Raw genomic sequence first — 26,488 nt, 5'->3', positions numbered from 1 at the left:
ATATCATACGCCCCCCGATGGCCTGGGTGAAGGTAGTCTTCGCGGGTATCAGTCGGGACGCCGTCCGTCGAGACGCACCCAGCCCTCGCGCACGTCGGGCTCGTCCATGATCAGGCCTTGATCCTCGTAGGCCTCGCGGACCTCTTCGGCCTGGGTCTCGAGGATGCCGGACAGCGCCAGGCGGCCGCCCGGGGCGACGCGTGCGGCGATCTCGTCGGCCAGCTCGACCAGCGGGCCGGCCAGGATGTTGGCGATCACCACCGGGAAGCGTGCCGAGGTCTCCAGCTGTTCCGGGTAGTACAGCGCAAAGGCTTGCTCCGCAACGCCATTGCGCTCGGCGTTGTCGCGGCTGGCCGAGAGCGCCTGGGGATCGATGTCGGTGCCCACCGCCGCGTCGGCGCCGAGCCTGAGGCCGGCGATGGCGAGGATGCCGGAGCCGCAGCCCACGTCGAGGACGCGGCGGCCCTGAAGCTCGCCGTCCACGGCCAGTCGGTCGAGCCATGCCAGGCAAAGCGCCGTGGTGGGGTGGGTGCCGGTGCCGAAGGCCAGTCCCGGGTCGAGGAGCAGGTTCACCGCCTCGGGATCCGGCGCCTCGTGCCAACTGGGCACGATCCATAGTCGCTGACCCATGCGCAGGGGCTTGAAGTCGTCCATCCAGGCGCGCTCCCAGTCCCGGTCGTCGAGCAGCTCGTGCTCGATCTCGGGGCAGGGCTCGCCGGGCATGGCCTCGGCCCAGGCGGCGCCCAGGCGTTCGAGCATCGCCGACAGACCCTCCAGGTCGTCGTAGAGGCCGGTCAGCACGGTCTCGTCCCACAGCGGGGTGGTGCCGCGCTCGGGCTCGAACAGCGGGTCGTCCTCGGCGTCCTGGAGGGTAATGGCGGTGGCGCCTTCGGCCAGCAGCAGCTCCTCGAGCAGCTCGGCCTGTTCGGGGGCGATACGCGCCTTGAGTTGCAGCCAGGGCATGGGGGCTCCAGGAAGGTCGGGTGAAGAAACGACGACGGGGCGGCCATGCCGCCCCGCGCCGGAGGAGTATCGGCTGGGCTCAGAGTCCGAGCTTCTTCTCCAGGTAGTGGATGTTCACGCCGCCCTGCTGGAAATAGCCGTCGCGGACCAGGTCCTTGTGCAGGTCGGTGTTGGTCTTGATGCCTTCGACCAGCAGCTCGTCGAGGGCGTTACGCATGCGCGTCAGTGCGGTCTCGCGGTCGGCGCCCCAGGTGATCAGCTTGCCGATCAGCGAGTCGTAGTGCGGCGGCACCGAGTAACCGGTATAGACATGGGAGTCCATGCGCACGCCGAGCCCGCCCGGCGGGTGGTAGAGGGTGACCTTGCCCGGGGAGGGCATGAAGGTCCTGGCATCCTCGGCGTTGATGCGGCACTCGAAGGCGTGGCCGTTGAGCTCGACCTCGTCCTGGGTGATCGACAGCGGCAGGCCGGAGGCGATGCGCAGCTGCTCGCGGACGATGTCGACGCCGGTCACCATCTCGGTGACCGGGTGCTCGACCTGGACCCGGGTGTTCATCTCGATGAAGAAGAACTGGCCGTCCTCGTACAGGAACTCGAAGGTGCCGGCGCCGCGGTAGCCGATCTCGATGCAGGCATCGGTACACGCCTTGAGCACCTGGGCGCGAGCGTCCGGATCGAGACCCGGGGCCGGCGCCTCTTCGAGCACCTTCTGGTGACGGCGCTGCAGCGAGCAGTCGCGGTCATAGAGGTGGATGGCGTTACCCTGGCCATCGGCCAGTACCTGCACCTCGACGTGGCGCGGCTTCTCGAGGAACTTCTCCATGTAGACGGTGCCGTCGCCGAAGGCCGAGTGGGCCTCGGTGCGGGTCACGGTCACCGCGGAGAGCAGGTGGCCCTCGGCGTGCACCACGCGCATGCCGCGTCCGCCGCCGCCGGCGGCGGCCTTGATGATCACCGGATAGCCGATCCGCCGCGCGGTGGCGAGTATCTCGCCCTCGTCGTCGCCCAGCGGGCCATTGGAGCCCGGGACGGTGGGCACCCCGGCCTTCTTCATGGCAGCAATGGCGCTCACCTTGTCGCCCATCAGGCGAATCGTCTCGGCCCTGGGGCCGATGAAGGTGAAGCCGGAACGTTCTACCTGCTCGGCGAAGTCGGCGTTCTCGGAGAGAAAGCCGTAGCCGGGGTGGATGGCGCTAGAATCGGTCACCTCGGCGGCGCTGATCAGCGCCGGGATATTGAGGTAGGACTGTGCCGAGGCTGCGGGGCCGATGCATACGGCCTCGTCGGCCAGGCGCACGTGCATCAGCTCGCGGTCGGCCTTGGAGTGTACTGCGACCGTGCGAATGCCCAGTTCCTTGCAGGCGCGCAGGATGCGCAGGGCGATCTCGCCGCGATTGGCGATGAGAACCTTGTCCAGCATGATGGGGTCCGCCAAGTGGGTGAAAAGATCAGGAGATGACGACCATCGGCTGCTCGAATTCGACCGGCTCGCCGTCCTCGACCAGGATGGCCTCGATGACGCCGTCACGATCGGCTTCGATCTGGTTCATCATCTTCATCGCTTCGACGATGCAGATGGTCTCACCCTTCTTGACGCTCTGGCCGACTTCGATGAAGGGCTTGGCGCCCGGTGCCGGGGCGCGGTAGAAGGTACCCACCATGGGCGAGAGCACGGCCTCTCCCTGGTAGCCGGGGCCCTGATCGGCGGCGGGCTCGGCGGGAGCCGCGGCGGGCTGGGCTGCCGGGGCGGCGGGCTGGGCCGGCGCCGGAGCCGGCCAGGCGGGAGCCGGTGCCTGGGGATAGGCGGCACCGTTGGGGTGGCGGCTGATGCGCACCGATTCCTCGCCTTCCTGGATCTCGATCTCGCTGATGTTCGACTCTTCCAGCAGCTCGATCAGCTTCTTGACCTTGCGGATATCCATATGACGTCGTCTCGATGAGTGGATTCGGGGTGACGGCCGGCGCTGTCAACCTTGGCTAACTTGCCATAGATCGCGGCAAGATGTCGTCTCTTACCGTCTCTAACGGCCTTGAAAAGCGATGTGGTCGGAGTTTGCCGAAATTCGGCGGTGATGTCCAGCAGCCGGCGAACAGCGTTCGCGGAGGCGTTTCGTGCGAGCCCTAGCCCGGGGCTCGACCGCCGTCCAGCCAGCTCCGAACGTCATCCAGGTGGCGTGCCAGCCGCTGGGCATCGACCTCGCCCTGGATGCGTGCCTGGCGGAGTTCACGGCCGTCGTCGAAGAATAGCAGGCTTGGCGGGCCGAACAGGGCGAAGTGTTTCAGCAAGGCCCGGCTGTCCTCGTCGGAGGCGGTGACGTCCACCTCGATGCGCCGAAAGTCGGCCAGTGCTTCGGCCACCGCCGGGTCCGGGAAGACCTCGCGCTTCATGACCTGGCAGGAAATGCACCAGTCGGCGGTGATGTCGACGAACGCCGGCCGGGAAGCATCGGCCAGCGCCGCCTGGAGCTCGTCGAGTCGAGTCACGACCTGCACCGGCTGCCGGTTCGCTGCGGCGCTGGCGTCGGCCGTGGCGGTCGTCGCGGCGCTGGTGGCCAGCGGGCGCAGCGGATCGTGGGCCCCCCGCGAGGCGCCGATCACCATGGTCACGCCCCATACCAGCAGCAGGATGCCGAGCGTCTGACGGGCCCGCGGCCAGCCCTGGGGCGGGTTCAGCGTCAGGGCGCCGAGCGCCAGGGCGCTGCCGATGGCCAGCGCGGCCCACAGCAGCAGGGCGGCCGTGGCGGGGATCAGCCGTTCGACCAGCCATATGGCCACCCCCAGCAGCAGGAGGCCGAAGGCGGTCTTGATCCCGTTCATCCAGGCGCCGGTGCGCGGCAGCAGGGTGGGGCCGAAGGTGCCCACGAGCAGCAGCGGGACCCCCATGCCCAGGCCCAGGGCCAGCAGGGCGGCGCCCCCCATCGCGGCATCGCCGGTGGAGGAGATAAAGACCAGGGCGCCGGCCAGCGGCGCCGAGACGCAGGGCGAGACCACCAGCACCGAGAGTGCCCCGGCCAGTGCCAGTCCCGCCGGGCCGCTGCGCTGCGCACGCGTCTGCCAGCCTTCGATGCGGCTCGCCAGTCGCGGCGACAGGCGCAGGTCAAAGGCGCCGAACATGGCCATGGCGAACAGCGTGAACAGTACCGCGAAGCCGATCAGCACAGGGGCCGATTGCAGCCGGGCCTGGAGGTTGAGGCCGGCACCGAAGATGCCCATCAGCACGCCCACGATGGCATAGGTCAGCGCCATGCCGGCCACGTAGGACAGTGACAGCGCGAAGGCTCGGGAGCGACTGGGGTGCTGGCCGACGATGATCGAGGACAGGATCGGCACCATCGGCAGCACGCAGGGCGTGAAGGTCAGTCCCAGGCCGGCGACGAAGAACAGGCCCAGCACCAGCGGCAGGCTGGCTTCCTCGAGCAGGGTGCTGAAGCGACCATCCTCGCTGACCGGTGGGGCGGTAACGGCACGGCCGTCGGTGGCGGCCTCGCCAGCGGGCGGGGCGGAGCGGAAGGCCGCCGGGGCCTGGCCTTCGGGGGCCTGTAGCGTGACCCGCTCGGGGGGATAGCACAGGCCCGCATCGGCGCAGCCCTGGAAGCCCAGGGTCAGCGACAGGGGGCCTTGGGGCTGGCCCTCGATCGGCACCGTGAAGACGACGCGGTCGTAGAAGACACGCACGTCGCCGAGGAATTCATCGGACTTGGCCTCGCCGGGAGGCAGCCTGGGTTCGCCGAGGGTGATGCCCTTCGCGTCGCTCTCGACGCTGAAACGATGGCGGTACAGATAGTAGCCGTCGGCGTTCTCGAAGCCGATGCTGAGGGTGTCGCCATCGTGCCAGGCGCTAGGCTGGAACGCCTGCTCCACCGGCAGGAACTCGCCGTCGTCGTCGCCGCCGAACCACTGGGCCTGGGCGGTCAGCGGGATCCACAGCAGGGCGAACAGGCAGAGCAGGCGATAGAGGTGCAACACGAGACTTCCCTTGGCAGACGTTGAAGGAGCGCGTTTGTGACCCGTGGCGTGGCATGGGGTTCCGCGCCGGGGGCCGCTATGATCAGATGCATGGGAGCCTGAAGGACGAGATACTGGGCCATGAGCACCGGGCTGTCGATCGATGGCTCGCGCCTGCTCGGCGTCGACGCGCAGGCGCGACGTTCGAGCCAGCCCTTCGGGCCCTTGGGCCGTTCGGTGCCACGGCAGGCATCGGATCTGGCCTAGGCTTTTCTGAAAAGTCGGTGAGCGAAGGCTAGACAAGGCAAAAATCGGTGAAAAGACGGAGTTTACAGGTAGTAAATGAGTACTTTGAGCCGATTTTTAACGCCGTATAGCCGAGCGCAGGCATTTTTCAGACATTGCCTAGGATATCGCAGCGATGGGGCGCTGTGGATGCCCCTTGCCGGTTCGGGCGATCGTGCCCGGGCCCCTCACCATCAGGGAACAGGATCATGGTATTGAAGCGACAGGCGAGCGACCGGCGTCGCCGCAGGATCGAGGCGCTCGAACGCCCGCAGTATGGCTGGCTGTGGAAACCGCTGCTGGCCGCGTTGGTGATCTATCTGCTGGTGGCTCTCGGGCTGGGCATCTGGTGGAGCCGTACCCCGGCCCTCGAGTCGGGGCAGGAGGCCTCGCCGGCCGCCGATGCGGTGCCGGGTACGGCGACCCTTGACGGCCTGTCGGGCCTGGTAGTCACGCTGCTGGACAAGCCCGGCGGCTACCTGCGCAACGATCTGGCGCCGCCGGGGCTGTGGCTCGACAACATGCCGGCCTGGGAGCTTGGCGTGCTCAGCCAGGCCCGCCGGCTGAGTCAGGCGCTGCCGGCCATGGCCGGTGGAGACACGGCGGCCCTGGGGGCCGTGCAGATGCAGTTGGAAGGCGATAGTCGCGACTGGTTCTATCCTTCCACTGAGCACCGGTTGCGTCAGGCGCGGGCCGGGCTTGCCGCTTACCGGGAGGCGCTGAGCGGTGGTGATGATGGTTTCGCGGCTGGCGGGCAGGGCATTGCGCCGTGGTTGGTCGGGGTGGCGCAGGGGCTGGACGATCTCGGACGACGCCTGTCGGCCAGCGTCGGCAGCCCCGAGGCCCTGGCCGACCTGGATCTCGAGGCGGAAGGGCTGCCGCGCGAGACGCCCTGGTATCGGGTCGACAATGTCTTCTTCGAGGCGCGCGGCCAGACCTGGGCGCTGCATCGGCTGCTTACCGCGGTGGGGCGCGATCGAGCCGAATGGCTCGAAGATGCCGGGCTCGCCGCTCGCTGGGGGATGCTGGTCGCCGAGCTCGAGAGAAGCCAGCGGCGGCTGTGGAGTCCGGTGGTGCTCAACGGCTCAGGCTTCGGCATCTTCGCCAATCATTCGCTGGTGATGGCCAATCACGTGCTGCGTGCACGGGACCTGAGTCGCGAGCTGGCCAAGGCGTTGCCCGCTGCCGGGGGCGGCGAGCCGGCGGTGCCGGCCGGGGTCGTCAACGAGGCGTCAGGCGTGCCGACGCAGGATGCCGCCGCCGGTGAAGTGGATCAGGCCGCTGGTGATGCGCCGGCATCGGGCGATGCCATGGCCCTGCCCGAGGCGGGCGGCGAGCATTGAGCCGAACATCGTCGATGCCCGCAACGACGAAGGGGCCGCCCACCGGGCGGCCCCTTCGCTTGCGCAAGCGCGGCGGCGATCAGGCCTTGCCGTGGGCGGCGGCAGCCTTCTCGATGGCCTTGCGGGCGGCTTCGACGCCTTCCCAGGACTCCACCTTGACCCATTTGCCCTTCTCGAGATCCTTGTAGTTCTCGAAGAAGTGGGCGATCTGCTGGCGCAGCAGTTCGGGCAGGTCGGTCACTTCCTGGATGTCGTCGTAGAGGCTGGACAGCTTGGGGTGCGGCACGCACACCAGCTTGGCATCCTCGCCGGCCTCGTCGGTCATGTTGAGGATGCCGACCGGGCGGGCGCGAATGACGCTGCCGGGCTGAACCGGGTAGGGGGTCACGACCAGGGCGTCCAGGGGGTCGCCGTCATCGGCCAGGGTGTGCGGAATGAAGCCGTAGTTGGCCGGATAGAACATCGGGGTGGCCATGAAGCGGTCGACCAGCAGCGCTCCCATGTCCTTGTCGATCTCGTACTTGACCGGGGCATGGTTGGCCGGAATCTCGATTGCCACGTAGAGGTCGTTGGGCAGGTCCTTGCCGGCGGGGATGTTGTCGAAGTTCATGAGCGCGTCCTTCTCTGGCGGATAGCCGTCGGGTGTGAAATGCGGCGAATTATACGAGGCCGACCTGGCGATTACCAATCCGACCTAGGTCTTCGGCGAGGGCGTTGCATGCCGAGAGGTAGAGCCAGAGGCGGGGGTGGGCGTGTATCATGGGCCCGCTATGGAGGGCCCCGCCGGGGTCTGGAGCCGCTGCCAGCACAAGGAGACCGTCTTGGCATCCGCGCAACTGTCACTGAGTTTCGGCCAGGCCTTCGTGGTACCGGCGCGTGGCCGGCATCGCAGCTCGATGTCGGTGTGCGTTCCCGAGGAGCGGCTGCTGGCGACGAAGGGCGCCTGCGCGCTGATCACCGACTCCACCTCGCGCAACCCGCTGGCCAAGCAGGCCGGTGACCTCAGCGTCCAGGGCTTCCTGGCCGACTACTATTCGACGCCCGACCACTGGGGAGCCAAGCTGTCGGCGACCCGGGTGCTGCGCTCGCTGAACGCCTGGTGCTTCGGCCAGAGCCGGCAGGTCAGCGACGGCGGCTACGTGAGCTCGATGTCCGCCATGGTCTACGAGGGGCGCGAGGCGCACCTCTTCCATATGGGGGATACCCTGGTGTTTCGTCTCAGGGGCGCGGAGTTCGAGCAGCTCACCCGGGACCACGTCACGGATCTTGGCGGCTATCGCTATCCGTCCCGGGCGCTGGGGATGGATGCCAGCCTGGATATCGACTATGTGCAGATGCCGCTCAAGCAGGGTGACATCTTCCTGTTCACCAGCCAGGGGGTGCAGGGCACGCTGATGCCGTCGGACTACGTGGGCCTGATTCGCCAGGATGCCAGCGATCTGGACGCCGCCTGCGAGCGGCTGGCCCAGACCGCCAGCGAGCGGGCCCGTGAGCGGGGCTACGGCGGCGACCAGTTCTGCTTCCAGCTGGTGCGCATCGACGCCCTGCCCGAAGAGGCTCGCGATCATCCCGACAGGCTGTACGGCGACCTGCCGATCCCGCCGGAACTCGATGTGGGCGAGCGACTCGATGGCCTGGAGGTACGCGAGGTGCTGTCGCGCACGGCCCAGTCACGGGTCTATCGAGTGTGCGATGTCCACTCCGAGCGCGAGATGGTGATGAAGGCGCCCAGCCCCGAGCTTTCCAGCCGCAATGCCTATCTGGAGCACTTCCTGCTTCAGCAGTGGGTCGTCGAGCGCGTGCGTTCGCCGTTCGTGGTGCGGGTCATGGAGCCCTCGCGCCCCCGGCGCCATCTGTATTACCTGATGGCCTACGTGGCGGGGGAGACCCTCGCCGAGTGGGTGCGTCGCCATCCCCAGGCCGGCCTGGCCCAGCGGCTCGATATCGCTATCCAGCTCGGCAAGGGACTCCAGGCGCTGCACCACCGCGACCTGCTGCACCAGCGAGTACATCCCGACAACGTGCTGATCGACCGGCACGGCCAGGTGGTGCTCGCCGACCTGAGCGCCTGCCATCTGCGCGACGTGGACGGCCATCGTCGCTCGCGGGGGCTGCTGCGCCAGGTCGGGTTGACCGAGCACAGTGCGCCCGAGTATGCCCTGGATGACGAGGTGGGGCGTCGCAGCGACCAGTATTCGCTGGCCTCCACGACCTACTGGCTGCTCACCGGTGCCTTGCCCTATGAGCAGCCGGTCAAGGAGTTGCTGCGCCATACCGACCTGGAGCGAATGCACTATCGCAGTGCCCGGAGTCACGATCCCGAGATACCGCCGGCCCTCGACGATGCCCTTCGCAGGGCGCTCACGCCCCAGCGCGCGCTGCGCTACCGGCGGCTCTCGGAGTTCCTGCATGCCCTGCGGGTCCCCGAGGGAGGCAGCGGTGGCTCGCCGTCCCGGCGCTGGCACGAGCCAGCCTGGGTCTGGCAGGCGGTGGCCGGCGTGCTGCTGGTGCTGCTGGTGATCTCCTGGCTGCTGCGCTAGAACCGGGCTGCGCCCGGAGCTTGAAGAGCGGTGCTTCGCACCTGGAAGAACGCCCGCTTCGCGGGCTTAAGCTGGAAGCTTGAAGACAACCCTTGACCCCATGATGTCGGGGTCCATGCTGTTTTCCAGCTTCCAGCTTCCAGCTTCCAGCTTCCAGCTTCCAGCTTCCAGCTTCCAGCTTCCAGCTTCCAGCTTCCAGCTTTAAATCTTGAACTCCGGCAGCTTGCGTTCGGCGCGATGCTTGGCCAGCTTGGCCACCTTGGGCAGGCCGTTCTCGAAGGGGGGGAAGTCCTCGCCCTGGATCAGCGGTGACAGGTAGCGGCGGCAGTCCTCGGTAATGCCGAAGCCGTCGTCGCGGATGAAATCGCGCGGCATGAACTTCTCGCGGTTGGCCACCTCGGCCAGCGGTGCGGCCTCGACGGTCCAGGAATAGGGGGCGTCGCCGGTACGCTTGATGGCCGGCATCTTGGCGTTTTCGCCGGCGAGTGCCAGCTCGACGGCCTTCTCGCCCACCGCGTAGGCCTGGTCCACGTCGGTCTTGGACGCCAGGTGGCGCGCGGCGCGCTGCAGGTAGTCGGCGACCGCCCAGTGATACTTGTAGCCGAGATCCTGCTTGACCATGCCGGCCAGCGTCGGCGCCACGCCGCCCAGCTGGCGGTGGCCGAAGGCGTCGGTGTTGCCGGAGTCGGCGAGGAAGGTGCCGTCCTCGTAGCGGGCGCCCTCGGAGACCACGATTACGCAGTAGCCGTACTTCTGCACGGACTCCTCGACACGCGCCATCACCGCGGCGCGGTCGAAGGCGATCTCGGGGAAGATCACCAGGTGCGGGGCGTCGCCTTCCTTCTCCCCGGCCAGGGCGCCGGCGGCGGCGATCCAGCCGGCGTGGCGTCCCATGACCTCGAGCACGAACACCTTGGTGGAGGTGGCGCACATGGATGCGATGTCCAGCGACGCCTCGAGGGTGGAGGTGGCGATGTACTTGGCCACGCTGCCGAAGCCCGGGGAGTTGTCGGTGATCGGCAGGTCGTTGTCCACGGTCTTGGGCACGTGGATGGCGGTCAGCGGATAGCCCAACTTCTCGGACAACTGGGAGACCTTGAGGCAGGTATCGGCGCTGTCGCCGCCGCCGTTGTAGAAGAAGTAGCGGATGTCGTGGGCCTTGAAGACCTCGATCAGTCGCTCGTACTGGGCGCGGTGGGTCTCGATGTCCTTGAGCTTGTAGCGGCAGGAGCCGAAGGCGCCGGCGGGGGTGTGGCGCAGCGCCGCGATGGCCTCGTCGCTCTCCTGGCTGACGTCGATCAGGTCCTCGGTCAGGGCGCCGATGATGCCGTTGTGGCCGGCGTAGACCTTGCCGATCTGGTCGGAGTGGCGGCGGCAGGCCTCGATGACGCCGCAGGCGCTGGCGTTGATCACGGCGGTGACGCCGCCGGACTGGGCGTAAAAGGCGTTGTGCTGGGCCATGGGGCTATCCTGTTGCTGGTCGCGTCATGGGGAAGCGGCCCGCTCGGCAGGGCGCTTCCGGGGTTCGTCCAAGAAAGGCGTCGATTCTAGCCCATCGCCCAGGTGGCTGCATCCCGTCGGCGATCCGCGACGTCCGCGGCGCGCTGGAGGGCGCGCAGGGGCCATGCTAGGCTGCCGCTTTCCGCCGGGCGGCTACTGACCGCCGGCAAGGCATTTCGGTAGCGGAGACTCCATGCATCTTCATATTCTCGGCATCTGCGGTACCTTCATGGGTAGCCTGGCCTTGCTGGCCCGAGAACAAGGGCATCGCGTCAGCGGCTCGGACGCGGGCGTCTATCCGCCCATGAGCACCCAGCTCGAACAGGCGGGGATCGCCCTGATCGAGGGCTTCGCTGCCGACAACCTGGACCCGCGGCCTGATCTGGTAGTGATCGGCAACGCCCTGTCGAGGGGCAATCCCGAGGTGGAAGCGGTGCTGGATCGGGGCTTGCCCTACGTCTCCGGCCCCCAGTGGCTTGTCGAGCACGTATTGCCCGGCCGGAGGGTGATCGCCGTGGCCGGCACCCACGGCAAGACCACGACGGCGAGCCTGACTGCCTGGCTGCTGGAAGCGGCGGGACTGGCGCCGGGTTTTTTGATCGGCGGCGTGCCGCGCAACTTCGGCGTCTCGGCGCGGTTGGGCGACGCCGATGCGCCCTTCGTGGTCGAGGCCGACGAGTACGATACCGCCTTCTTCGACAAGCGCTCCAAGTTCGTGCATTACCGCCCCGAGATCGCGGTGCTCGGCAACCTGGAGTATGACCACGCCGACATCTTCCCAGACCTGGCCGCCATCGAGCGCCAGTTCCACCACCTGGTGCGCACCGTGCCGGGCAAGGGGCGGCTGCTGGTGGCCGACGGCGAGCCGGCCCTTGAGCGTGTGCTCGAGCAGGGCTGCTGGACGCCGGTAGAGCGTTTCGGCCAGGCCCCGGAGAGCCCCTGGCGCGTCGTCCTCGAGCGCGCCGACGCCAGCCGTTTTCGGGTCTTGCATCGCGGCGCCGACGTGAAGCAGGAGGCCGAGGTCGACTGGGGACTGACCGGCGACTACAACGCCCGCAATGCGCTGGCGGCGCTGGCCGCCGCCCACGCCTGTGGCATGTCGCTCGCCGATGGCGCCGAGGCTCTGGCGCGTTTCGAGACGCCGCGCCGCCGCCAGGAACTGCGCGGCGAGGTGGTCGGCATTCAGGTGATCGACGATTTCGCCCATCACCCCACGGCCATCGCCGCCACCCTCGGCGGGCTGCGTGCCGCCACCCCGAACGGCCGCCTGCTGGCGGTGATCGAGCCGCGCTCCAACACCATGCGCCTCGGCACCCTGCGCGAGCGCCTGGCCGGTAGCGTGGCCGACGCCGACGCCGCCTACTGGTACCAACCTCCAGGGCTCGATTGGACCTTGGCGCCGGTGGTCGAGGCCAGCGGCCGGCCCGGCGGCGTCTACGACGATCTGGACGTCCTGGTAGCGGCGCTGGTGGCCGAAGCGCGGCCGGGCGACCGGCTGGTGGTGATGTCCAACGGCGGCTTCGGCGGCATCCACGACAAGCTACTGGCGGCACTGGAGGTGGCTCATGACGGCTGAGCGAGACGCGACGGGATTTGGCGCCCCGGTCACCGTGGCGCTGACCGGGGCCTCCGGTGCCCAGTATGGTCTGCGCCTGATCGAGGCGCTGGTGGTGGCGAACCGCGAGGTCTGGGTGATGATCTCCAAGGCGGCGCACCTGGTGATCGCCACCGAGACCGAGAGCGAACTGCCGGCACGACCCGAGCGGCTGGCCGAGGCGCTTATCGAGCGCTGCGGGGCGGCCCCGGGCCAGATACGCTGCTTCGGTCGCGAGGACTGGATGGCGCCCGTGGCCTCGGGCTCCGGCGCCAGCTCGGCGATGGTGATCTGTCCCTGTTCCACCGGCACGCTCTCTGCGGTGGCCTGCGGCGCCAGCAACAACCTGATCGAGCGCGCCGCCGACGTGGCGCTCAAGGAGCGTCGCCAGTTGATCCTGGTGCCGAGGGAAACGCCGCTGTCGGCCATTCATCTCGAGCACATGCTGAGCCTGACCCGCCAGGGCGCGGTGGTGCTGCCGGCGGCGCCGGGCTTCTACCACCGGCCGAGCTCGGTCGAGGACCTGATCGACTTCATCGTCGCGCGCATCCTCAACCAGCTCGGCATCGAGCATCGCCTGATGCCCCGCTGGGGGGACTCGGCTTCGCCGAAAGCTTGAAGCCATAAGCTGGAAGAAAAACCGATCCGGGCGCCGACCAGCGGTAGGGGGGCGCTGCCCAGCCAATTGACATGGAGGTTGTTCGAATGGTCAGCATGGGGTTGCTATCGGTGTTCGTGCCGACCTTTCTGCTGGTGTCGTTGACGCCGGGCATGTGCATGACCCTGGCGATGGTGCTGGGCATGACCCAGGGCGTGCGGCGCACGCTGTGGATGATGCTCGGCGAGCTGGTCGGCGTGGGGCTGGTGGCGGTGGCCGCCGGGGCCGGGGTGGCGACGCTGATGCTGCGGGAGCCGGCGCTGTTCGCCGTATTCAAGTGGCTGGGTGGCGCCTACCTGGCTTATCTGGGCGTGATGATGTGGCGCTCCCGCGGACGCATGGCGATTCCCGATACCCTGGCGTCCCAGGCCCGTGCCGGTCGCCGCGAGCTGGCCATGCAGGGGCTGGTGACGGCGGTGGCCAACCCCAAGGGCTGGGCCTTCTTCATGGCCCTGCTGCCGCCGTTCCTGGATGCCTCGCGACCGCTTCCCGCCCAGCTGGCCGCGCTGGTCGCGGTGATCCTGACCATCGAATTCTGCGCCTTGCTGGCCTACGCCACCGGTGGGCAGACGCTACGCCACCTGCTGGGCCAGGCCGACAAGGTGCGGCTGCTCAACCGCGTGGCCGGGACGCTGATGGTGGGCGTGGGGCTGTGGCTGGCGCTGGGTTGACCCGGCTTCGCGGGCTTAAGCTCGAAGAGCGGTGCTTCGCACCTGGAAGAACGCCCGCTTCGCGGGCTTAAGCTGGAAGCTGGAAGAAAACCCGGCCGGGCTTCGCCCGGAGCTTGAAGTCATAAGCTTGAAGCTGGAAGAAAACCCTTGACCCGATGATGGCGGGGTTCATGCTGGCTTCCAGCTTCCAGCTTACGCCGGCCCCAGCCAGACCACCCGCGCGGCGGCGAGCGCCAGCGAGGCCGTGCCCAGCGCCCACCAGGGGCAGGGGCGCAGGGTCTCCCGCGAGCGATGCTGCCAGGCGAGCTGCACCAGGGCGCAGACCACCAGGCCGAGCAGGGCGCCGCCGACCAGGTCGCTGAGCCAGTGTACGCCCAGCACCAGCCGCGACAGCGCCATGGGCACGATGACGGCAATGGCGCCCCAGTAGGCCCAGAAGCGACGTTGCGGCGGAAGTTCCCGGGCGACGAAGGCGGCGGCCAGGCCGAACAGCACCACGGCGGTGGAGGTATGGGCACTCGGGTAGGAAAGCGAATCCGCCAGATGGACCGAGGCGTGCGGCCGGGCGCGGCCGATGACGGCCTTGCCGAGGGTGTTGAGTGCCGCGATGCCGAGCAGGCCGGCGGCAAAGTGGCCCAGGGCATCGAAGCGCCGGCGAGCCAGCCACCACAGCCCCCACGGCAGGACCATGGCGATGATGCCGTACAGGTCGCCGAGCTCCGCCAGCACCTGGCTCAGCGTCAGCAGCCCCGGAATGGTCAGGGTATCCATCAGGATGTCGAGGCGGCGATCCATGAGCAGCGGGCCGCCCTGATGCAGCACCACCAGCGTCAGCGCCGACAGGGCGGTGAGCGATGTCAGCAGTAGCAGCCAGGTGCCCAGTGGCGGCTCTCGATCATGGTGTCGCGACAACGCTCGCCATGCCCAGCGCCCCTTGGGATGCCGGCGCAGCAGTCGGGCCAGGCCGCGATACACCAGTCCGTCATGATGAGTCTGGTGGCGTAGCCAGGAGAAGGTGACGGCGAGTAGCACCACCAGCACGCCGAGTCCCACCAGCCAAGGTTCCAGCGCCTCGGGGAAACCCGGCAGGCGCTGCCATGTCCGGCCCAGCAGGTAGCCGGGCAGTACATAGGCGGGGGCCCATAGTGCCGCTGACAGCAGGTTCGCCCAGGTGAAGCGTCGAGGTGGCATGTGCATCATGCCGGCGATCAGGGGCACGACCGGCCTGACCGGCCCGACGAAGCGTCCGAGGAACACCGAGAGAGAGCCGTGGCGGTGGAAGAATCGGGCGCCCTGGGACAGCCATTCCGGATAGCGCGACAGCGGCCACATGCCGGTGACACGCTCGCGTTGGGTGTAGCCCAGCCAGAAGCTGAGGCCGTCACCGACGATGGCGCCGAGAAAGGCGGCACCCATCACCGCCGCCACGGCGATCTGCTGATGTCCGGCCATGGACGCGGTGGCGGTGATCAGCACCACGCCCGGAACCAACAGCCCCACCAGGGCCAGCGACTCGACCAGCGCGATGATGACGATCAACAGCAGCAGCAGCGCCGGGGACGGCGTCAACTGTTGGAGCAGGTCAACTGGGTTCAAGGGGGCTCTCCATGATCGATGGCGGTCCGTCCAGTGTCCTGTGTCGACGGTGCGTTGATGAGATGTCGAGCGCACCGAGGCATCAGGCCCGGCGTCGCGACAAGGCATGGCAGTGCTGCATGACGGCCCATGGGGCCGCCAGAATTCTACCGTCAACCTCTGATACAGGACACTAGTCGGTGGCCAGGGCCTGGGTCATGCCTTGCAGGCGGGTCAGGAAGGCTGGCCAGCGTTCACCGCCGTGCGGTGTTTCCAGGCGCAGGCGTACTTCCAGGGGGCCGGTCTCCACCAGTACGACCTGCTCGAGGGCCTGCTGCAGCCGCTGCTGGACCAGCAGCGCCCCGTTTTCGGTGGTGTTCGGCAGAATCAGCCAGAAGGCGGTCTCGTCCTCGCGGCCGAGGGTGTCGAGCTCGCGACAATGGCGCAGCGTGCCCTGGCAGAATGCCGTCAGCATGGCGCGACGGGTGGCGTCGCCGAACTGCTCGCGGGTCATGTCGAGCTGGGGAAGGTGGAACAGCACGACCGCCAGTGGGCACTCGAGCAGCCGGGCGCGTTCGAACTCCCCGTTCAGTCGTTCGTGCAGGCTCTTGCGGGTCAGCGCCGGACATTCGTGTTCGCGGGGGTCGGTGGCCTTCAGCAGGGCGCGCTGTCTGAGCCGGTCCCAGAGTGCCAGGGTGGCCACGGCGACCAGGGCCAGGTATCCCACGGCCAGCTCCGGCGCGAGTTCGCCGTTGCCGAGCAGGGCCAGCCAGACCGGCGTCAGTGCCAGGTTGAGCAGTACCGCCGGTCCCAGCGGCAGCAGCACCAGGGTCAGCACTGGCGGCAGGCCGATCCACAGCGCCGCGGTGCTGGACTGGCCGGGCAGTTCGACGGCGATCAGCAGGAAGCCACAGATCAGGACCAGGTAGGCCGCTGCACGAGAGGCCTTGGCGCTGGCGGTGGCGGCGAGCAGGGCGGCGACCGCCATGACCGGGGACAGCAGGGCGGGTAGCAGGATGCGGGTATAGTGCCCCATCAGGTAGAACCATAGCGCCTGGCCAAGCAGCAGCACGATGCCGATGCCGATGGCCAGGGTGAAGAGTCGAGAGCGCGGTGAGCGAGGCTCAACCATGGTGGGCGATCTCCTTGACCTCCAGGGGGTGTGCTTGCCGGGCAAGGGCGCGGCGCTCGTGGCTCAGCGAGCCAAGCCCCGGCAGGGCGATGGCTCTGATGCGTACCGAGACGGTCAGTGCCGACAGCAGCGCCTGGCGGCGCATCTCGGCCTGGGCGGCATTGCGGCTGACCAGCAGCAGCCCCAGGGTGCGGCGGTCCAGGCGGTAGGCATTGTCGTAAGGTTGAAGCAGCCGGCAGCATTGCTCCGCCATGGGCCAGAGCTGCCAGCGGGGACTGCGAAGCAGCAGCAGCTCGACGTGGCCGCCCTCGTGGCGCGCGCGGTGACGTTCATGGCGCACATCGTGCAGCAGGCGCTGGTTCGACCACACGGGAAGTTCGGGAACCAGTCGCGCGCGATCGCGGATGCGCTGGCGCATGGCCTGGAGTTCCAGCGAGCGTGACAGGCCCAGCAGCATCAGCCCGGCCAGCAGCAGGCCTGCCAGCAGCCACTGCTCCAGGCCCAGTCGATCATGGAGGTTCCACCAGCTGGCGGCGGCCAGCAGGGCGTTGAACATCAGGATCCAGCGCGGCTGGGGGAGCATCAGCAGGATGGCCCAGGCCCAGAACCACGTCAGGTGCCGCCCCGGAGTCGCCCACAGCAGGGCCGCCAGCAGCAGTCCGGGCAGCAGTTGCCAGGGAATGGTGGCCAGATGGCGATGGCTGAGTTCGATCTGGGTGGCGGTCACGGTGAGCCACAGGCTGGTCAGGCCCAGCAGGAAGGCGTCCGGCAGGCTTTGGGCAGTCGTCGCCAGGAAGGCGGTGAGGCTGGCGGCCACCAGCAGGTTCACCCGCATCAGGCCGACTTTGTACTTGCTCTGCATGGTGACTTAGTATGGGCTCCTTCCCGATTTGACTCGAGCCTGGGGCGTAGCTTGGCGCCACGGCCCTTTTCCTGGAGACACTTTACGGCATGACAGCTCACGCCTCCCACTCCGACAGCGTCGTCACCGACGTCGACGCCTACATGCAGCGCCTTGGGCAGCAGGCGCGAGATGCCGCAACCCGGCTGCGGCGCACCGATACCGCGGCCAAGAATGCCGCTCTGCTGGCCATGGCGACGCGCCTGGATGCGGCGCGCGCCGAGGTGCTGGCGGCCAACGCTCGCGACCTCGAGCGGGGTCGCGAGAACGGCCTCGACGCCGCGCTGCTCGATCGCCTGGCCCTCGATGACGCGCGCCTGGACGCCATGATCGAGGGGCTCCACCAGGTGGCGGCGTTGCCCGATCCGGTGGGCGAGATCGATGGGCTGCGTTCTCGGCCGAGCGGTATCCAGGTCGGACAGATGCGCGTGCCGCTGGGCGTGATCGGTATCATCTACGAATCGCGGCCCAACGTCACCATGGAAGCGGCCAGCCTGTGTCTCAAGTCAGGCAATGCGGCCATTCTGCGGGGCGGGTCGGAGGCACGCGAGTCGAATGCGGCCATCGCCGACTGCATCCGCGTCGGCCTCGAGCAGGCCGGACTCCCCGAGTACAGCGTTCAGGTCGTGGCGACCACCGATCGGGCCGCCGTCGGGCGACTGATCAGCATGCCGGAATACGTCGACGTGATCATTCCGCGCGGCGGCAAGTCGCTGATCGAGCGGATCAGTCGCGAGGCTCGCGTGCCGGTGATCAAGCACCTGGATGGCGTCTGTCACGTCTACCTGGATGCCAGTGCGGACCGTGACAAGGCCTTGGCCATCGCCGTGAATGCCAAGACCCAGCGCTACGGCACCTGCAATACCATGGAAACCCTGCTGGTCGATGCGCCGCTGGCCGAGGCACTGTTGCCCGCGCTGGCCGCGGCCTACGCCGAGCATGGCGTCGAACTGCGCGGCTGTGAGCGCACCCGCGCGATCCTCGGCGACATCGCTGCCGCCACCGAGGCCGACTGGGCGGCCGAGTACCTGGCCCCGGTGCTGGCGGTTCGGGTGGTCGACGGCATCGACGATGCCATGGCGCACATCGAGCGCTACAGCTCCCGGCACACCGATGCCATCGTCACCGAGAACTATACCCTGGCTCGCCGCTTCCTGGCCGAGGTGGATTCCAGTTCGGTGATGGTCAACGCTTCCACGCGCTTCGCCGACGGCTTCGAGTATGGCCTTGGCGCCGAGATCGGCATTTCCACCGACCGACTGCATGCCAGGGGCCCGGTGGGGCTCGAGGGCCTGACCACGCGCAAGTACGTGGTGCTCGGCGACGGCCAGATTCGTCAGTGAGTGAGACCATACAGGCGCCGCGTATCGCCATGCTGGGCGGGACCTTCGATCCCGTTCACCTCGGCCACCTGCGCAGCGCCGTGGAGCTGCACGAGGCCCTGGGGCTCGATCGCGTACACATGATCCCGGCGGCCCAGCCGCCGCTGCGCGGCGCGCCACAGATATCGCCGCAAGAGCGTCTGGCGCTGCTGCGGCTGGGGATCGGCGACACGCCCGGGCTGGTGGCCGATCCCCGCGAGCTCGAGCGCCAGGGTCCCTCCTACAGCGCCGACACCCTGGCCGAGCTGCGCCAGGCATATGGGCCGCAGGCGCGCCTGGTCATGGCGCTTGGCCACGATGCCTTCCTGCGCCTGGCCGACTGGCATGCCCCTGAGCGCCTCTTCGCGCTGGCGCACCTGGTGGTGGTGGATCGACCCGACCACGAGGATGCGCTGCCCGCGGCGCTCGCCGAGCTCGTCGATGGGCGCGAGGTCGATGACGTGGCGACGCTGATGGCGGCGCCGTCAGGACGCCTGCTGCGCCTGCGGCTGCCTTCGCGAATGGCGATCTCCGCCACCGAGGTGCGACGGCGCCTGGCCGAGGGACGCAGCGTTCACTACCTGCTGCCCGAGGCCGTGGAGGCACGGATCCTCGAGCGGGGGCTGTATCGGCGTACGCGCTGACCCGAACGGTGCGGCAAAAAACCGGCCGCGTTGTGTCATCAGGCGCTGCCAGGCCTCGTCCGAGTCGGTACAATGTAGGCATGACCATTTCCCGCTGAGAGGGGCTGACACGAAGGGTATGCACATCGACGCACTCAAGACGCTGGTGCTGGACGCACTGGAAGAGCTCAAGGCCCGGGACGTCGCCGTCCTGGACGTCTCTCACCTGACCAGCGTGACCGATCTGATGGTGGTGGCAAGCGGTACGTCCAGTCGTCATCTCGCGGCGCTTTCCAGCAAGGTGATTCAGGCGGTGAAGGAACAGGGCGTATCGCCGCTGGGCGTCGAAGGCGAGAGCGGTGCCGACTGGGTACTGGTCGACCTGGGTGACCTGGTGGTACACATCATGCTTCCCGAGACCCGGCAACTCTACGATCTGGAGCGCCTGTGGGCCGACTTGCCCAGCGATGGCGTGGCCCTGGAGGAAGAGGCCCACGGCGCTTCATGAGGGTGCGACTGCTGGCCGTGGGCACCAGGATGCCCGATTGGGTGACCCGGGGCGTCGAGGAATATCGCAAGCGTCTGCCTCGCGACTTTGCCCTGGAGCTCGAAGAGATCGCGCCCGGTCCGCGCGGCAAGAATGCCGATACACGACGCGCCGTCAGCCAGGAGGCCGAGCGCATTCGCGCCCGCCTCAAAGGCGACGAATATCTGGTGGCTCTGGAAGTGGGCGGCAAGGCCTGGAGTACGGAGCAGCTGGCGCGTCAAGCGGAGGGCTGGCGCCTGGAAGGTCGTGATGTCGCCCTGCTGGTCGGCGGTCCCGATGGCCTCGATCCGATGCTCTCCGCGGCCGCCGATCAGCGCTGGTCGCTGTCGCCGTTGACCCTGCCGCATCCCCTGGTGCGCATCCTGCTGGCCGAGCAGCTCTATCGGGCCTGGACCCTGATGGTCGGCCATCCCTACCATCGCTGAGCGCTCCGAGGTCTCCGCCAAGCAATGCGTCAGCCACGCGACACCCTGAAGAATACCGAACAGGAACTGCGTATCTTCCGCTGGCGCTCGCTGCTGGCGGTGGTCGTGGTCCTGTTGCTCACCGGTCTGCTGGCGGGCCGCCTGTGTTACCTGCAGGTCGTTCAGCACGAGGTCTACAGCACTCGCTCCGAGAAGAATCGCGTACGAGTCGAGCCGCTGCCGCCGACCCGGGGGCTGATCTATGACCGCAATGGCGTGCTGCTGGCCGAAAATCGGCCGACCTACAACCTGACGCTGGTGCGCGAGCGAGTCGACGATCTCGATCAGACGCTGTCGCTGCTGGTGGATCTGCTCGAGTTGCCCGAGGACCGGGTCGAGGCATTCCGCGAGCGCTCGCGACAGCGTCAGCGGCCGTTCCAGCCGGCACTGTTGATGAGCGACCTCGACGAGGAGCAGATTGCCCGCCTGGCGGTCAATCGCCATCGATTGCCCGGGGTGGAGGTGCAGGCCCAGCTGCTGCGCTACTACCCGGATGCCGAGATCATGTCCCACGTGCTTGGCTATGTGGGGCGGATCAACGCCGAGGAGCTCCAGGATCTCGATGCCGGCAACTATGCCGGCACCCACTTCATCGGCAAGACCGGCGTCGAGCGATTCTACGAGGAAGCGCTGCATGGCCAGGCCGGGCTGCGCAAGGTGGAAACCAATGCGCGAGGGCGGGTGCTGCGCGAGCTGGGACGCACCGATCCGGTGCCGGGCAAGAACCTGACCCTGACCCTGGACAAGGGGCTGCAGCATCTGGCCGTGGAGCTGCTGGACGGACGCCGCGGGGCCATCGTGGCCGTGGCGCCGCAGACCGGCGAGATCCTGGCCATGGCGTCGGTGCCTGGCTTCGACACCAATCAGTTCGTGACCGGGATCGACGTGGATTCCTACCGGGCATTGCAACAGGACATCGACCTGCCGTTGTTCAACCGCGCCATTCGAGGCAGCTACCCCGCGGGCTCGACCATCAAGCCGTTCATGGCCATCACCGGGTTGCGCGACGGCGAGATCACGCCCGGCGAGGTGATCTACGATCCCGGCTACTATCAGTTGCCCAACGACTCGCGCCGCTATCGCAACTGGCTGCGCTGGGGGCACGGACGCGTCGACCTCGAGCGCGCGCTCGCGGTATCGAACAACACCTATTTCTACTCGCTGGCCCATGAGCTGGGCATTGACCGGATCCATGACAGCCTGTCGCAGTTCGGCTTCGGCCAACGGGTGGCCGCCGATGTCGCTGGCGAGAGTTCGGCGCTGCTGCCGTCTCGGGAGTGGAAGCGAGCGCGCTTCAACCAGCCCTGGTATCCCGGCGAGACGCTGTCGGTGGGGATCGGCCAGGGCTACCTGCAGATCACACCGCTGCAGCTGGCGACCGCCACGGCGGTGTTGGCCAACCGCGGCGACTGGGTCAAACCGCGCCTGGCGTTGAAGATCGGCGATGAGCCGGTCCCCACGGAGCTGCCCGATACGCCGCCGGATGTCGAACTCGACAACCCCGACTGGTGGGACCGCGTCTACTCGGGCATGGAGAAGGTGCTTTCCGGACGCGAGGGGACCGCTCGCCGCGCCGGTGCGGGGCTCGAATACCGGATGGCGGGCAAGTCCGGTACCGCCCAGGTCTTTTCGCTGGGGCAGGACGAACGCTACAACGCCGATGAGCTCAAGGAGCGGCTGCGCGACCATGCGCTGTTCACGGCCTTTGCGCCGGTGGAAGACCCCCAGATCGCCGTCTCGGTGATCGTCGAGAATGCCGGTGGTGGCAGTCACCATGCGGCCGGGCTGGCCCGGGCCATGACCGACTACTGGCTGCTTGAACGCCATCACGGCGAATCGCCGGACGCTCGGAGCGCCGGCGATGATGCGGGCGAAGGAGAGGAATAGCATGGCGATGGTCGACCTTCTGCTGCGGCGCGGCTATCCGGTCAAGCCACCGCAGAGTGGCATCTCCCGCAAGCGCAGCCTGTGGGAGCGCATTCACCTGGACCCCTGGCTGCTGGGCATGCTGCTGTTGCTGATGCTGGCCGGTCTGGTGGTGCTCTACAGTGCCAGCGGGCAGCGCCTGGAAGTGGTGATCGCCCAGGGGCTGCGTTTCGGGGTGGCCATCGCGGGCATGGTGATCATTGCCCAGTTTACGCCTGCGACGCTACAGCGCTGGGCGATGCCGGCCTATCTGGCGGGCATGGCCATGCTGGTGGCGGTCGAGATCATGGGCGACATGGGCATGGGCGCCCAGCGCTGGCTGGTGATCCCCGGCGTGGTGCGCTTCCAGCCTTCCGAAATGATGAAGCTGGCGGTGCCGATGATGGTGGCGGCCTGGCTCAGCCGCCGGGAGTTGCCGCCGCGCTGGCAGGACCTGCTGGTCTGCGCCCTGCTGATCGGGGCACCGGTGCTGCTGATCGCCCGTCAGCCCGATCTCGGTACCTCGCTGCTGGTGGCCCTGGCGGCGGTGTTCGTGATTCTGCTGGCTGGCCTGTCCTGGCGCATCATCGGGCTGCTCGGCGCACTGGCGGCCGCGGCGCTGCCGCTGCTGTGGATGAACATGCACGAGTACCAGCGTCAGCGGGTGCTGACGTTTCTCGATCCCGAGAGCGATCCCCTGGGCGCCGGCTGGAATATCATCCAGTCGACCACCGCCATCGGCAGCGGCGGCCTGTGGGGCAAGGGCTGGCTGCAGGGCACCCAGTCTCACCTGGAGTTTCTGCCGGAGCGTCATACCGATTTCATCGTCGCCGTCCTCGGCGAAGAGTTCGGGCTGGTGGGCATGCTGGCCTTCCTGACCCTCTACCTGCTGATCGTCTGTCGCGGGCTATGGCTGGCCGGGGCGGCCCAGGAGACCTTCGGGCGCCTGCTCGCCGGTAGCATCATCCTTACTTTCTTCATCTATGTATTCGTCAATATCGGTATGGTCAGCGGTATCCTGCCGGTCGTCGGCGTGCCGCTGCCTCTGGTCAGCTACGGCGGGACCTCCAGCGTGACCTTGCTGGCCGGTTTCGGTATTCTCATGGCCATTCATTCGCACCGCCGCCTGCTGCCGCGCTAGCGCCATACGGGCCGATCGATTCAGGGAGAGATGCATGACGGTGACGACGCTACCACGGGGACGCAGGGCGTTGATCCTGGCGCTGGGTGGTCTGGTGTTCTGGATGTCCGCCGGGGCTTCGGCGGCGGATTTCGATCCACGTCGCGGCGAGGTGCGAGCGCTGGTCGACGACGTCGCCGAGCGTGGCGTCGATCGCGACTGGCTCGAGGATGCCCTGGACCGGGCCGAATTCCGCCAGGAGGTGCTCGATGCCATGTCCGGCGCCGCCGAGCATCACCTGGTGTGGCACGAGTATCGCGACATCTTCCTCGGCGAGGAACGTATCGCCCAGGGTGCGGCCTTCATCGACGCCCACCGCGAGGCCTTCGCGCGGGCCGAGGACGAGTACGGCGTGCCGCCCGAGATCATCGCCGCGATTCTCGGCGTCGAGACGCGCTACGGCAAGATCACCGGCGACCATCGTGTGCTCGACTCGCTGTCGACCCTGGCCTTCCACCATCCCCGTCGCGGTGCCTTCTTCCGCGATGAGCTCGCCGCCTTCCTGGAAATTGCCTTCCAGCAGGAGGTTGCCCCGGAGAGCATCGAGGGCTCCTATGCCGGTGCCATGGGCTATCCGCAGTTCATTCCGACCAGCTACCGCGCCTATGCAGTGGACTTCGACGGCGATGGGCATCGCAATCTGTGGACCGATCCGGTAGATGCCATCGGCAGCATCGGCAACTATTTCGCCGAGCATCATTGGCGGGCCGGGGCGCCGATCTATCACGAGGCGCAGGGACCGGCCGAGCCCCCTGAGGCCATCCGCTTCAATGAGGCGCGCCCGCCCGGCACCCGCCTGGCGGAACTCGAACGTGCCGGCATCGTCAGCGAGGCGGCGCTGCCCGACGATGTCGACGTCATGCCGCTGGCGCTGGACATGGCCGATGGTACCGTTCGCTACCGACTCGGTCGTGACAACTTCTACGTCATTACCCGATACAACCACAGCTATCTCTATGCCATGGCCGTCACCGAACTGGCCGAGGCGATCGCCGAAGCCCGTGGACGCCAGGCCGACTGGTTCACTGCCACCGCCGCCGACCCGGAGGAAAGCCCATGAGAGCCTGGTGGATTCCCGTACTGGCAAGCCTGTGGCTGGTAGGCTGTGCCGGGGGTGGCGGCACCACGCCTGCTCCGTCGGACAATGCCGGTGTCTCGGATAGCGCAACAGGCGGCGGCGAGCGCTATGCGATGAGCAGCGACGCCTATCCCGAGCAGCCCCCCGATGTCAGTCAGGTGCCGAATGCGGAGCCTCGGGTCGAGCCGCGCTCGCGAGCCGGCAATCGTTCGACCTATCGGGTGTGGGGCAAGACCTACCACGTGCTGGATGATGCCAGCGGCTATGTGCACCGCGGCACCGCGTCCTGGTATGGCAAGAAGTTCCACGGCTATGCGACCTCGAACGGCGAAATCTACGACATGTACAAGATGAGCGCCGCCCACCGTTCGCTGCCGTTGCCGACCTATGCGCGGGTCACCAATCTCGACAACGGTCGTTCGGTGATCGTGCGGGTCAATGATCGCGGCCCCTTCCACAGCGAGCGCGAAATCGACCTGTCCTATGCCGCGGCAGCGCGTCTCGACATCCTCGATCGCGGTACCGGTCGAGTGCGGGTCGAGGCCATTGATCCCACGGCCTGGCTGGCCGAGCATGGCGACTCGTCCGGCGAACGGCAGATGCCGGTTGCCGCCGTGAGCGAGTCGGCCACGTCTTCCGTCGCCGGCGCAGCGTCTGCACGGAGCGTGGCGCCGGAACCCGCGGCGTCTCGTCAGGTGGCGAAAGACGCCGTTTACCTGCAGGTGGCGGCGCTGGGATCCGCGGCCAGCGCCAATGCTCTCAAGGCACGGCTCCAGGCTTCCCTGGAGCGTCCGGTGCGTGTGGCCACCGAGGCCGGCATGCATCGTGTCCAGGTCGGCCCCTTGGCCAGCCGTGCCCAGATCGACCCGGTGCGCGGCGAGTTGCGCCGGGCCGGCTTCGACGAAGCGTTCGTCGTCGATGCGGCGGCCGACTGAGTCGGCCCTTACGAATCTCCCCGATGTACCCGAAGAGACTGCCATCCATGAAAGTCCTGAGTTCGTTCTCGCTACGCCGGCTATTGCCGGTCCTGATGGTCTGCCTGTCGCTGGTGACCACGCCGCTGCTGGCGCAGACGCCGCAGCCCCAACAGCCCCGGGTCCAGACCATGATTCCGGCGCCGCCAAGGCTGGCGGCCAAGTCCTGGATCCTGCTGGATGCCGACAGCGGTCGGGTGCTGGCCCAGCACAATCCCGACGAGCGTCTGCCGCCGGCGAGCCTGACCAAGCTGATGACCGCCTACCTGGTGGAGCGTGAGCTGGAGAGCGGCAACATCGCCCCCGACGACATGGTGCCGATCAGCGAGAAGGCCTGGCGCACCGGCGGCTCCAAGATGTTCGTCGAGGTCGGCGATCGCGTGCCGGTCAGCGAGCTGCTGCATGGCATCGTCATCGTCTCCGGCAACGATGCCAGCGTCGCCATGGCCGAGTACCTGGCCGGCGGCACCGAGCCCTTCGCCGATCTCATGAACCAGCACGCCTCGCAGCTGGGCATGAGCAACACTCACTACGAGAATCCCACCGGGCTGCCCCACGACAATCACTATTCCTCGGCGCGTGATCTGTCGACCCTGGCTCGGCACATCATCAACGACTATCCGGACCACTACCGGATGTATGAGCAGAAGCACTTCACCTACGGTGGCATCGACCAGCCCAACCGCAACCTGCTGCTGTGGCGGGACGCCAGCGTCGACGGGCTCAAGACGGGCTGGACCGAGGCCGCCGGCTACTGTCTGGTGGCCTCTGCGCAGCGTGACGACATGCGCCTGATCTCGGTGGTGATGGGCACCGATTCCAAGGAAGCGCGGGCCCAGGAATCCCAGAAGCTGCTCAGCTACGGCTTCCGCTACTACGAGACCCTCAAGCTCTACGACCAGGGGGCGGTGCTCAACACTCCGCGGGTATGGGGTGGCGATCGCAATGAGCTCAAGGTCGGCGTGGACCGCGACGTGTTCATGACCGTGCCGCGTGACCGCAACGAGGAGCTGACCGCCAAGCTGGACATTCGCGCCGACCTGACGGCGCCCATCGCCGCCGGTGAGCAGGTGGGTACCATGGAAGTCCGCTTGGGTGACGAAGTCGTTGGCGAGCGGCCCCTGCTGGCGCTTGAACCGGTCGAGGAGGGCGGCTTCTTCAAGCGTATCTTCGACAAGGTGCAGCGCTTCTTCACCAACCTGCTGGGTGGCTTCTTCGACTGAGGCCCGCCGCACCTTGGTGGGCGGGT

The 26,488-nt window shown here is 67.8% G+C and carries 24 protein-coding genes; 15 read left to right on the top strand and 9 right to left on the bottom strand.

From position 1 onward, the window contains the following. Positions 1 to 48: 48 nt before the first annotated feature. The 4 genes from prmA to dsbD form a co-directional block, all read right to left on the bottom strand. Positions 49 to 963: a 50S ribosomal protein L11 methyltransferase gene (gene prmA, locus FHR96_RS04820; RefSeq protein WP_183386538.1), complete on the bottom strand. Its 915-nt coding sequence runs from the start codon at positions 961 to 963 to the stop codon at positions 49 to 51. 79 nt (positions 964 to 1,042) lie between these two features. Then, positions 1,043 to 2,383: an acetyl-CoA carboxylase biotin carboxylase subunit gene (accC, locus tag FHR96_RS04815; RefSeq protein WP_183386537.1), complete on the bottom strand. Its 1,341-nt coding sequence runs from the start codon at positions 2,381 to 2,383 to the stop codon at positions 1,043 to 1,045. 28 nt (positions 2,384 to 2,411) lie between these two features. Continuing rightward, the gene (accB, locus tag FHR96_RS04810) at positions 2,412 to 2,885 is read right to left on the bottom strand and encodes an acetyl-CoA carboxylase biotin carboxyl carrier protein (RefSeq protein WP_183386536.1); all 474 of its coding nucleotides are present in this window, start codon (positions 2,883 to 2,885) and stop codon (positions 2,412 to 2,414) included. A 199-nt stretch (positions 2,886 to 3,084) separates the two neighbouring features. After that, positions 3,085 to 4,929 carry a protein-disulfide reductase DsbD gene (gene dsbD, locus FHR96_RS04805; protein WP_183386535.1) on the bottom strand — a complete coding sequence of 615 codons (1,845 nt, stop codon included), beginning with the start codon at positions 4,927 to 4,929 and terminating at the stop codon, positions 3,085 to 3,087. Between the two features lie 120 nt (positions 4,930 to 5,049). Here dsbD and FHR96_RS22560 point away from each other — a divergent pair, with 120 nt between their 5' ends. Next, positions 5,050 to 5,175, top strand: coding sequence for a hypothetical protein (locus FHR96_RS22560; protein WP_281378368.1), 126 nt, complete (start codon positions 5,050 to 5,052; stop codon positions 5,173 to 5,175). 227 nt (positions 5,176 to 5,402) lie between these two features. Further along, positions 5,403 to 6,536: a DUF2333 family protein gene (locus FHR96_RS04800; protein ID WP_183386534.1), complete on the top strand. Its 1,134-nt coding sequence runs from the start codon at positions 5,403 to 5,405 to the stop codon at positions 6,534 to 6,536. 79 nt (positions 6,537 to 6,615) lie between these two features. On the opposite strand, the gene ppa is transcribed toward FHR96_RS04800, so the two are convergent. After that, complete coding sequence (gene ppa / locus FHR96_RS04795; RefSeq protein ID WP_183386533.1) at positions 6,616 to 7,146, bottom strand: inorganic diphosphatase; 531 nt, start codon at positions 7,144 to 7,146, stop codon at positions 6,616 to 6,618. A 211-nt stretch (positions 7,147 to 7,357) separates the two neighbouring features. Between ppa and FHR96_RS04790 the strand changes: the two genes are divergently transcribed. Further along, entirely contained in the window at positions 7,358 to 9,076 is a 1,719-nt protein-coding gene (locus tag FHR96_RS04790; protein ID WP_183386532.1) for a bifunctional protein-serine/threonine kinase/phosphatase, read from the top strand. Positions 9,077 to 9,277: 201 nt separating this feature from the next. On the opposite strand, the gene FHR96_RS04785 is transcribed toward FHR96_RS04790, so the two are convergent. Next, positions 9,278 to 10,537, bottom strand: a complete 1,260-nt coding sequence (locus FHR96_RS04785; protein ID WP_183386531.1) for a 6-phosphofructokinase — start codon at positions 10,535 to 10,537, stop codon at positions 9,278 to 9,280. A 232-nt stretch (positions 10,538 to 10,769) separates the two neighbouring features. On the opposite strand from FHR96_RS04785, the gene mpl reads away from it, so the two are divergent. The 3 genes from mpl to FHR96_RS04770 all read left to right on the top strand — a co-directional run bounded on the left by mpl (position 10,770) and on the right by FHR96_RS04770 (position 13,499). Further along, entirely contained in the window at positions 10,770 to 12,152 is a 1,383-nt protein-coding gene (gene mpl / locus FHR96_RS04780; RefSeq protein ID WP_183386530.1) for a UDP-N-acetylmuramate:L-alanyl-gamma-D-glutamyl-meso-diaminopimelate ligase, read from the top strand. Further along, the gene (locus FHR96_RS04775) at positions 12,142 to 12,789 is read left to right on the top strand and encodes a flavin prenyltransferase UbiX (protein WP_183386529.1); all 648 of its coding nucleotides are present in this window, start codon (positions 12,142 to 12,144) and stop codon (positions 12,787 to 12,789) included. Before mpl ends, FHR96_RS04775 begins: the two co-directional genes overlap by 11 nt. 86 nt (positions 12,790 to 12,875) lie before the next feature. Beyond that, positions 12,876 to 13,499, top strand: coding sequence for a LysE family translocator (locus FHR96_RS04770; protein ID WP_183386528.1), 624 nt, complete (start codon positions 12,876 to 12,878; stop codon positions 13,497 to 13,499). Positions 13,500 to 13,691: 192 nt separating this feature from the next. On the opposite strand, the gene FHR96_RS04765 is transcribed toward FHR96_RS04770, so the two are convergent. The 3 genes from FHR96_RS04765 to FHR96_RS04755 form a co-directional block, all read right to left on the bottom strand. Beyond that, entirely contained in the window at positions 13,692 to 15,095 is a 1,404-nt protein-coding gene (locus FHR96_RS04765; protein ID WP_183386527.1) for a bifunctional DedA family/phosphatase PAP2 family protein, read from the bottom strand. Positions 15,096 to 15,267: 172 nt separating this feature from the next. Further along, positions 15,268 to 16,206 (bottom strand): GGDEF domain-containing protein, encoded by a 939-nt coding sequence (locus tag FHR96_RS04760; RefSeq protein ID WP_183386526.1) that lies wholly within the window; start codon positions 16,204 to 16,206, stop codon positions 15,268 to 15,270. Further along, complete coding sequence (locus tag FHR96_RS04755) at positions 16,199 to 17,068, bottom strand: hypothetical protein (RefSeq protein ID WP_183386525.1); 870 nt, start codon at positions 17,066 to 17,068, stop codon at positions 16,199 to 16,201. Before FHR96_RS04755 ends, FHR96_RS04760 begins: the two co-directional genes overlap by 8 nt. Before the next feature lie 89 nt (positions 17,069 to 17,157). Between FHR96_RS04755 and FHR96_RS04750 the strand changes: the two genes are divergently transcribed. The 9 genes from FHR96_RS04750 to FHR96_RS04710 all read left to right on the top strand — a co-directional run bounded on the left by FHR96_RS04750 (position 17,158) and on the right by FHR96_RS04710 (position 26,462). Continuing rightward, positions 17,158 to 18,450 carry a glutamate-5-semialdehyde dehydrogenase gene (locus tag FHR96_RS04750; RefSeq protein ID WP_183386524.1) on the top strand — a complete coding sequence of 431 codons (1,293 nt, stop codon included), beginning with the start codon at positions 17,158 to 17,160 and terminating at the stop codon, positions 18,448 to 18,450. Positions 18,451 to 18,479: 29 nt separating this feature from the next. Further along, positions 18,480 to 19,112 (top strand): nicotinate-nucleotide adenylyltransferase, encoded by a 633-nt coding sequence (gene nadD / locus FHR96_RS04745; RefSeq protein ID WP_183386695.1) that lies wholly within the window; start codon positions 18,480 to 18,482, stop codon positions 19,110 to 19,112. A 118-nt stretch (positions 19,113 to 19,230) separates the two neighbouring features. Then, the gene (rsfS, locus tag FHR96_RS04740) at positions 19,231 to 19,599 is read left to right on the top strand and encodes a ribosome silencing factor (protein ID WP_183386523.1); all 369 of its coding nucleotides are present in this window, start codon (positions 19,231 to 19,233) and stop codon (positions 19,597 to 19,599) included. Beyond that, entirely contained in the window at positions 19,596 to 20,063 is a 468-nt protein-coding gene (gene rlmH, locus FHR96_RS04735) for a 23S rRNA (pseudouridine(1915)-N(3))-methyltransferase RlmH (protein ID WP_183386522.1), read from the top strand. Before rsfS ends, rlmH begins: the two co-directional genes overlap by 4 nt. A gap of 24 nt (positions 20,064 to 20,087) precedes the next feature. Continuing rightward, positions 20,088 to 21,989, top strand: coding sequence for a penicillin-binding protein 2 (mrdA, locus tag FHR96_RS04730; protein WP_183386521.1), 1,902 nt, complete (start codon positions 20,088 to 20,090; stop codon positions 21,987 to 21,989). Between the two features lies 1 nt (position 21,990). After that, positions 21,991 to 23,148, top strand: coding sequence for a rod shape-determining protein RodA (gene rodA / locus FHR96_RS04725; protein ID WP_183386520.1), 1,158 nt, complete (start codon positions 21,991 to 21,993; stop codon positions 23,146 to 23,148). Positions 23,149 to 23,182: 34 nt separating this feature from the next. Continuing rightward, positions 23,183 to 24,247, top strand: a complete 1,065-nt coding sequence (gene mltB, locus FHR96_RS04720; RefSeq protein WP_183386519.1) for a lytic murein transglycosylase B — start codon at positions 23,183 to 23,185, stop codon at positions 24,245 to 24,247. Next, positions 24,244 to 25,200, top strand: coding sequence for a septal ring lytic transglycosylase RlpA family protein (locus FHR96_RS04715; RefSeq protein WP_183386518.1), 957 nt, complete (start codon positions 24,244 to 24,246; stop codon positions 25,198 to 25,200). Before mltB ends, FHR96_RS04715 begins: the two co-directional genes overlap by 4 nt. A 47-nt stretch (positions 25,201 to 25,247) precedes the next feature. After that, positions 25,248 to 26,462 (top strand): D-alanyl-D-alanine carboxypeptidase family protein, encoded by a 1,215-nt coding sequence (locus tag FHR96_RS04710; RefSeq protein ID WP_183386517.1) that lies wholly within the window; start codon positions 25,248 to 25,250, stop codon positions 26,460 to 26,462. Positions 26,463 to 26,488: the final 26 nt, after the last annotated feature.

It is taken from the genome of Halomonas organivorans (assembly GCF_014192055.1).
Taxonomy (GTDB): Bacteria; Pseudomonadota; Gammaproteobacteria; order Pseudomonadales; family Halomonadaceae; genus Halomonas; species Halomonas organivorans.
Note: the sequence above shows the minus strand (reverse complement) of the source record. Positions and strands in the feature narration are given on the sequence as shown.

What these genes read in the sequence shown, in the direction of transcription:
- rlmH (WP_183386522.1), top strand. Translation starts at nt 19,596, where the DNA reads ATGAGGGTGCGACTGCTGGCCGTGGGCACCAGGATGCCCGATTGGGTG.
- FHR96_RS22560 (WP_281378368.1), top strand. Translation starts at nt 5,050, where the DNA reads ATGAGCACCGGGCTGTCGATCGATGGCTCGCGCCTGCTCGGCGTCGAC.
- ppa (WP_183386533.1), bottom strand. Translation starts at nt 7,146, where the DNA reads ATGAACTTCGACAACATCCCCGCCGGCAAGGACCTGCCCAACGACCTC.
- FHR96_RS04775 (WP_183386529.1), top strand. Translation starts at nt 12,142, where the DNA reads ATGACGGCTGAGCGAGACGCGACGGGATTTGGCGCCCCGGTCACCGTG.
- FHR96_RS04710 (WP_183386517.1), top strand. Translation starts at nt 25,248, where the DNA reads ATGAAAGTCCTGAGTTCGTTCTCGCTACGCCGGCTATTGCCGGTCCTG.
- nadD (WP_183386695.1), top strand. Translation starts at nt 18,480, where the DNA reads ATGCTGGGCGGGACCTTCGATCCCGTTCACCTCGGCCACCTGCGCAGC.
- FHR96_RS04760 (WP_183386526.1), bottom strand. Translation starts at nt 16,206, where the DNA reads ATGGTTGAGCCTCGCTCACCGCGCTCTCGACTCTTCACCCTGGCCATC.
- prmA (WP_183386538.1), bottom strand. Translation starts at nt 963, where the DNA reads ATGCCCTGGCTGCAACTCAAGGCGCGTATCGCCCCCGAACAGGCCGAG.
- mltB (WP_183386519.1), top strand. Translation starts at nt 23,183, where the DNA reads ATGACGGTGACGACGCTACCACGGGGACGCAGGGCGTTGATCCTGGCG.
- FHR96_RS04715 (WP_183386518.1), top strand. Translation starts at nt 24,244, where the DNA reads ATGAGAGCCTGGTGGATTCCCGTACTGGCAAGCCTGTGGCTGGTAGGC.
- rsfS (WP_183386523.1), top strand. Translation starts at nt 19,231, where the DNA reads ATGCACATCGACGCACTCAAGACGCTGGTGCTGGACGCACTGGAAGAG.
- FHR96_RS04770 (WP_183386528.1), top strand. Translation starts at nt 12,876, where the DNA reads ATGGTCAGCATGGGGTTGCTATCGGTGTTCGTGCCGACCTTTCTGCTG.
- accC (WP_183386537.1), bottom strand. Translation starts at nt 2,383, where the DNA reads ATGCTGGACAAGGTTCTCATCGCCAATCGCGGCGAGATCGCCCTGCGC.
- FHR96_RS04755 (WP_183386525.1), bottom strand. Translation starts at nt 17,068, where the DNA reads ATGCAGAGCAAGTACAAAGTCGGCCTGATGCGGGTGAACCTGCTGGTG.
- FHR96_RS04750 (WP_183386524.1), top strand. Translation starts at nt 17,158, where the DNA reads ATGACAGCTCACGCCTCCCACTCCGACAGCGTCGTCACCGACGTCGAC.
- rodA (WP_183386520.1), top strand. Translation starts at nt 21,991, where the DNA reads ATGGCGATGGTCGACCTTCTGCTGCGGCGCGGCTATCCGGTCAAGCCA.
- FHR96_RS04785 (WP_183386531.1), bottom strand. Translation starts at nt 10,537, where the DNA reads ATGGCCCAGCACAACGCCTTTTACGCCCAGTCCGGCGGCGTCACCGCC.
- mpl (WP_183386530.1), top strand. Translation starts at nt 10,770, where the DNA reads ATGCATCTTCATATTCTCGGCATCTGCGGTACCTTCATGGGTAGCCTG.
- accB (WP_183386536.1), bottom strand. Translation starts at nt 2,885, where the DNA reads ATGGATATCCGCAAGGTCAAGAAGCTGATCGAGCTGCTGGAAGAGTCG.
- FHR96_RS04800 (WP_183386534.1), top strand. Translation starts at nt 5,403, where the DNA reads ATGGTATTGAAGCGACAGGCGAGCGACCGGCGTCGCCGCAGGATCGAG.
- mrdA (WP_183386521.1), top strand. Translation starts at nt 20,088, where the DNA reads ATGCGTCAGCCACGCGACACCCTGAAGAATACCGAACAGGAACTGCGT.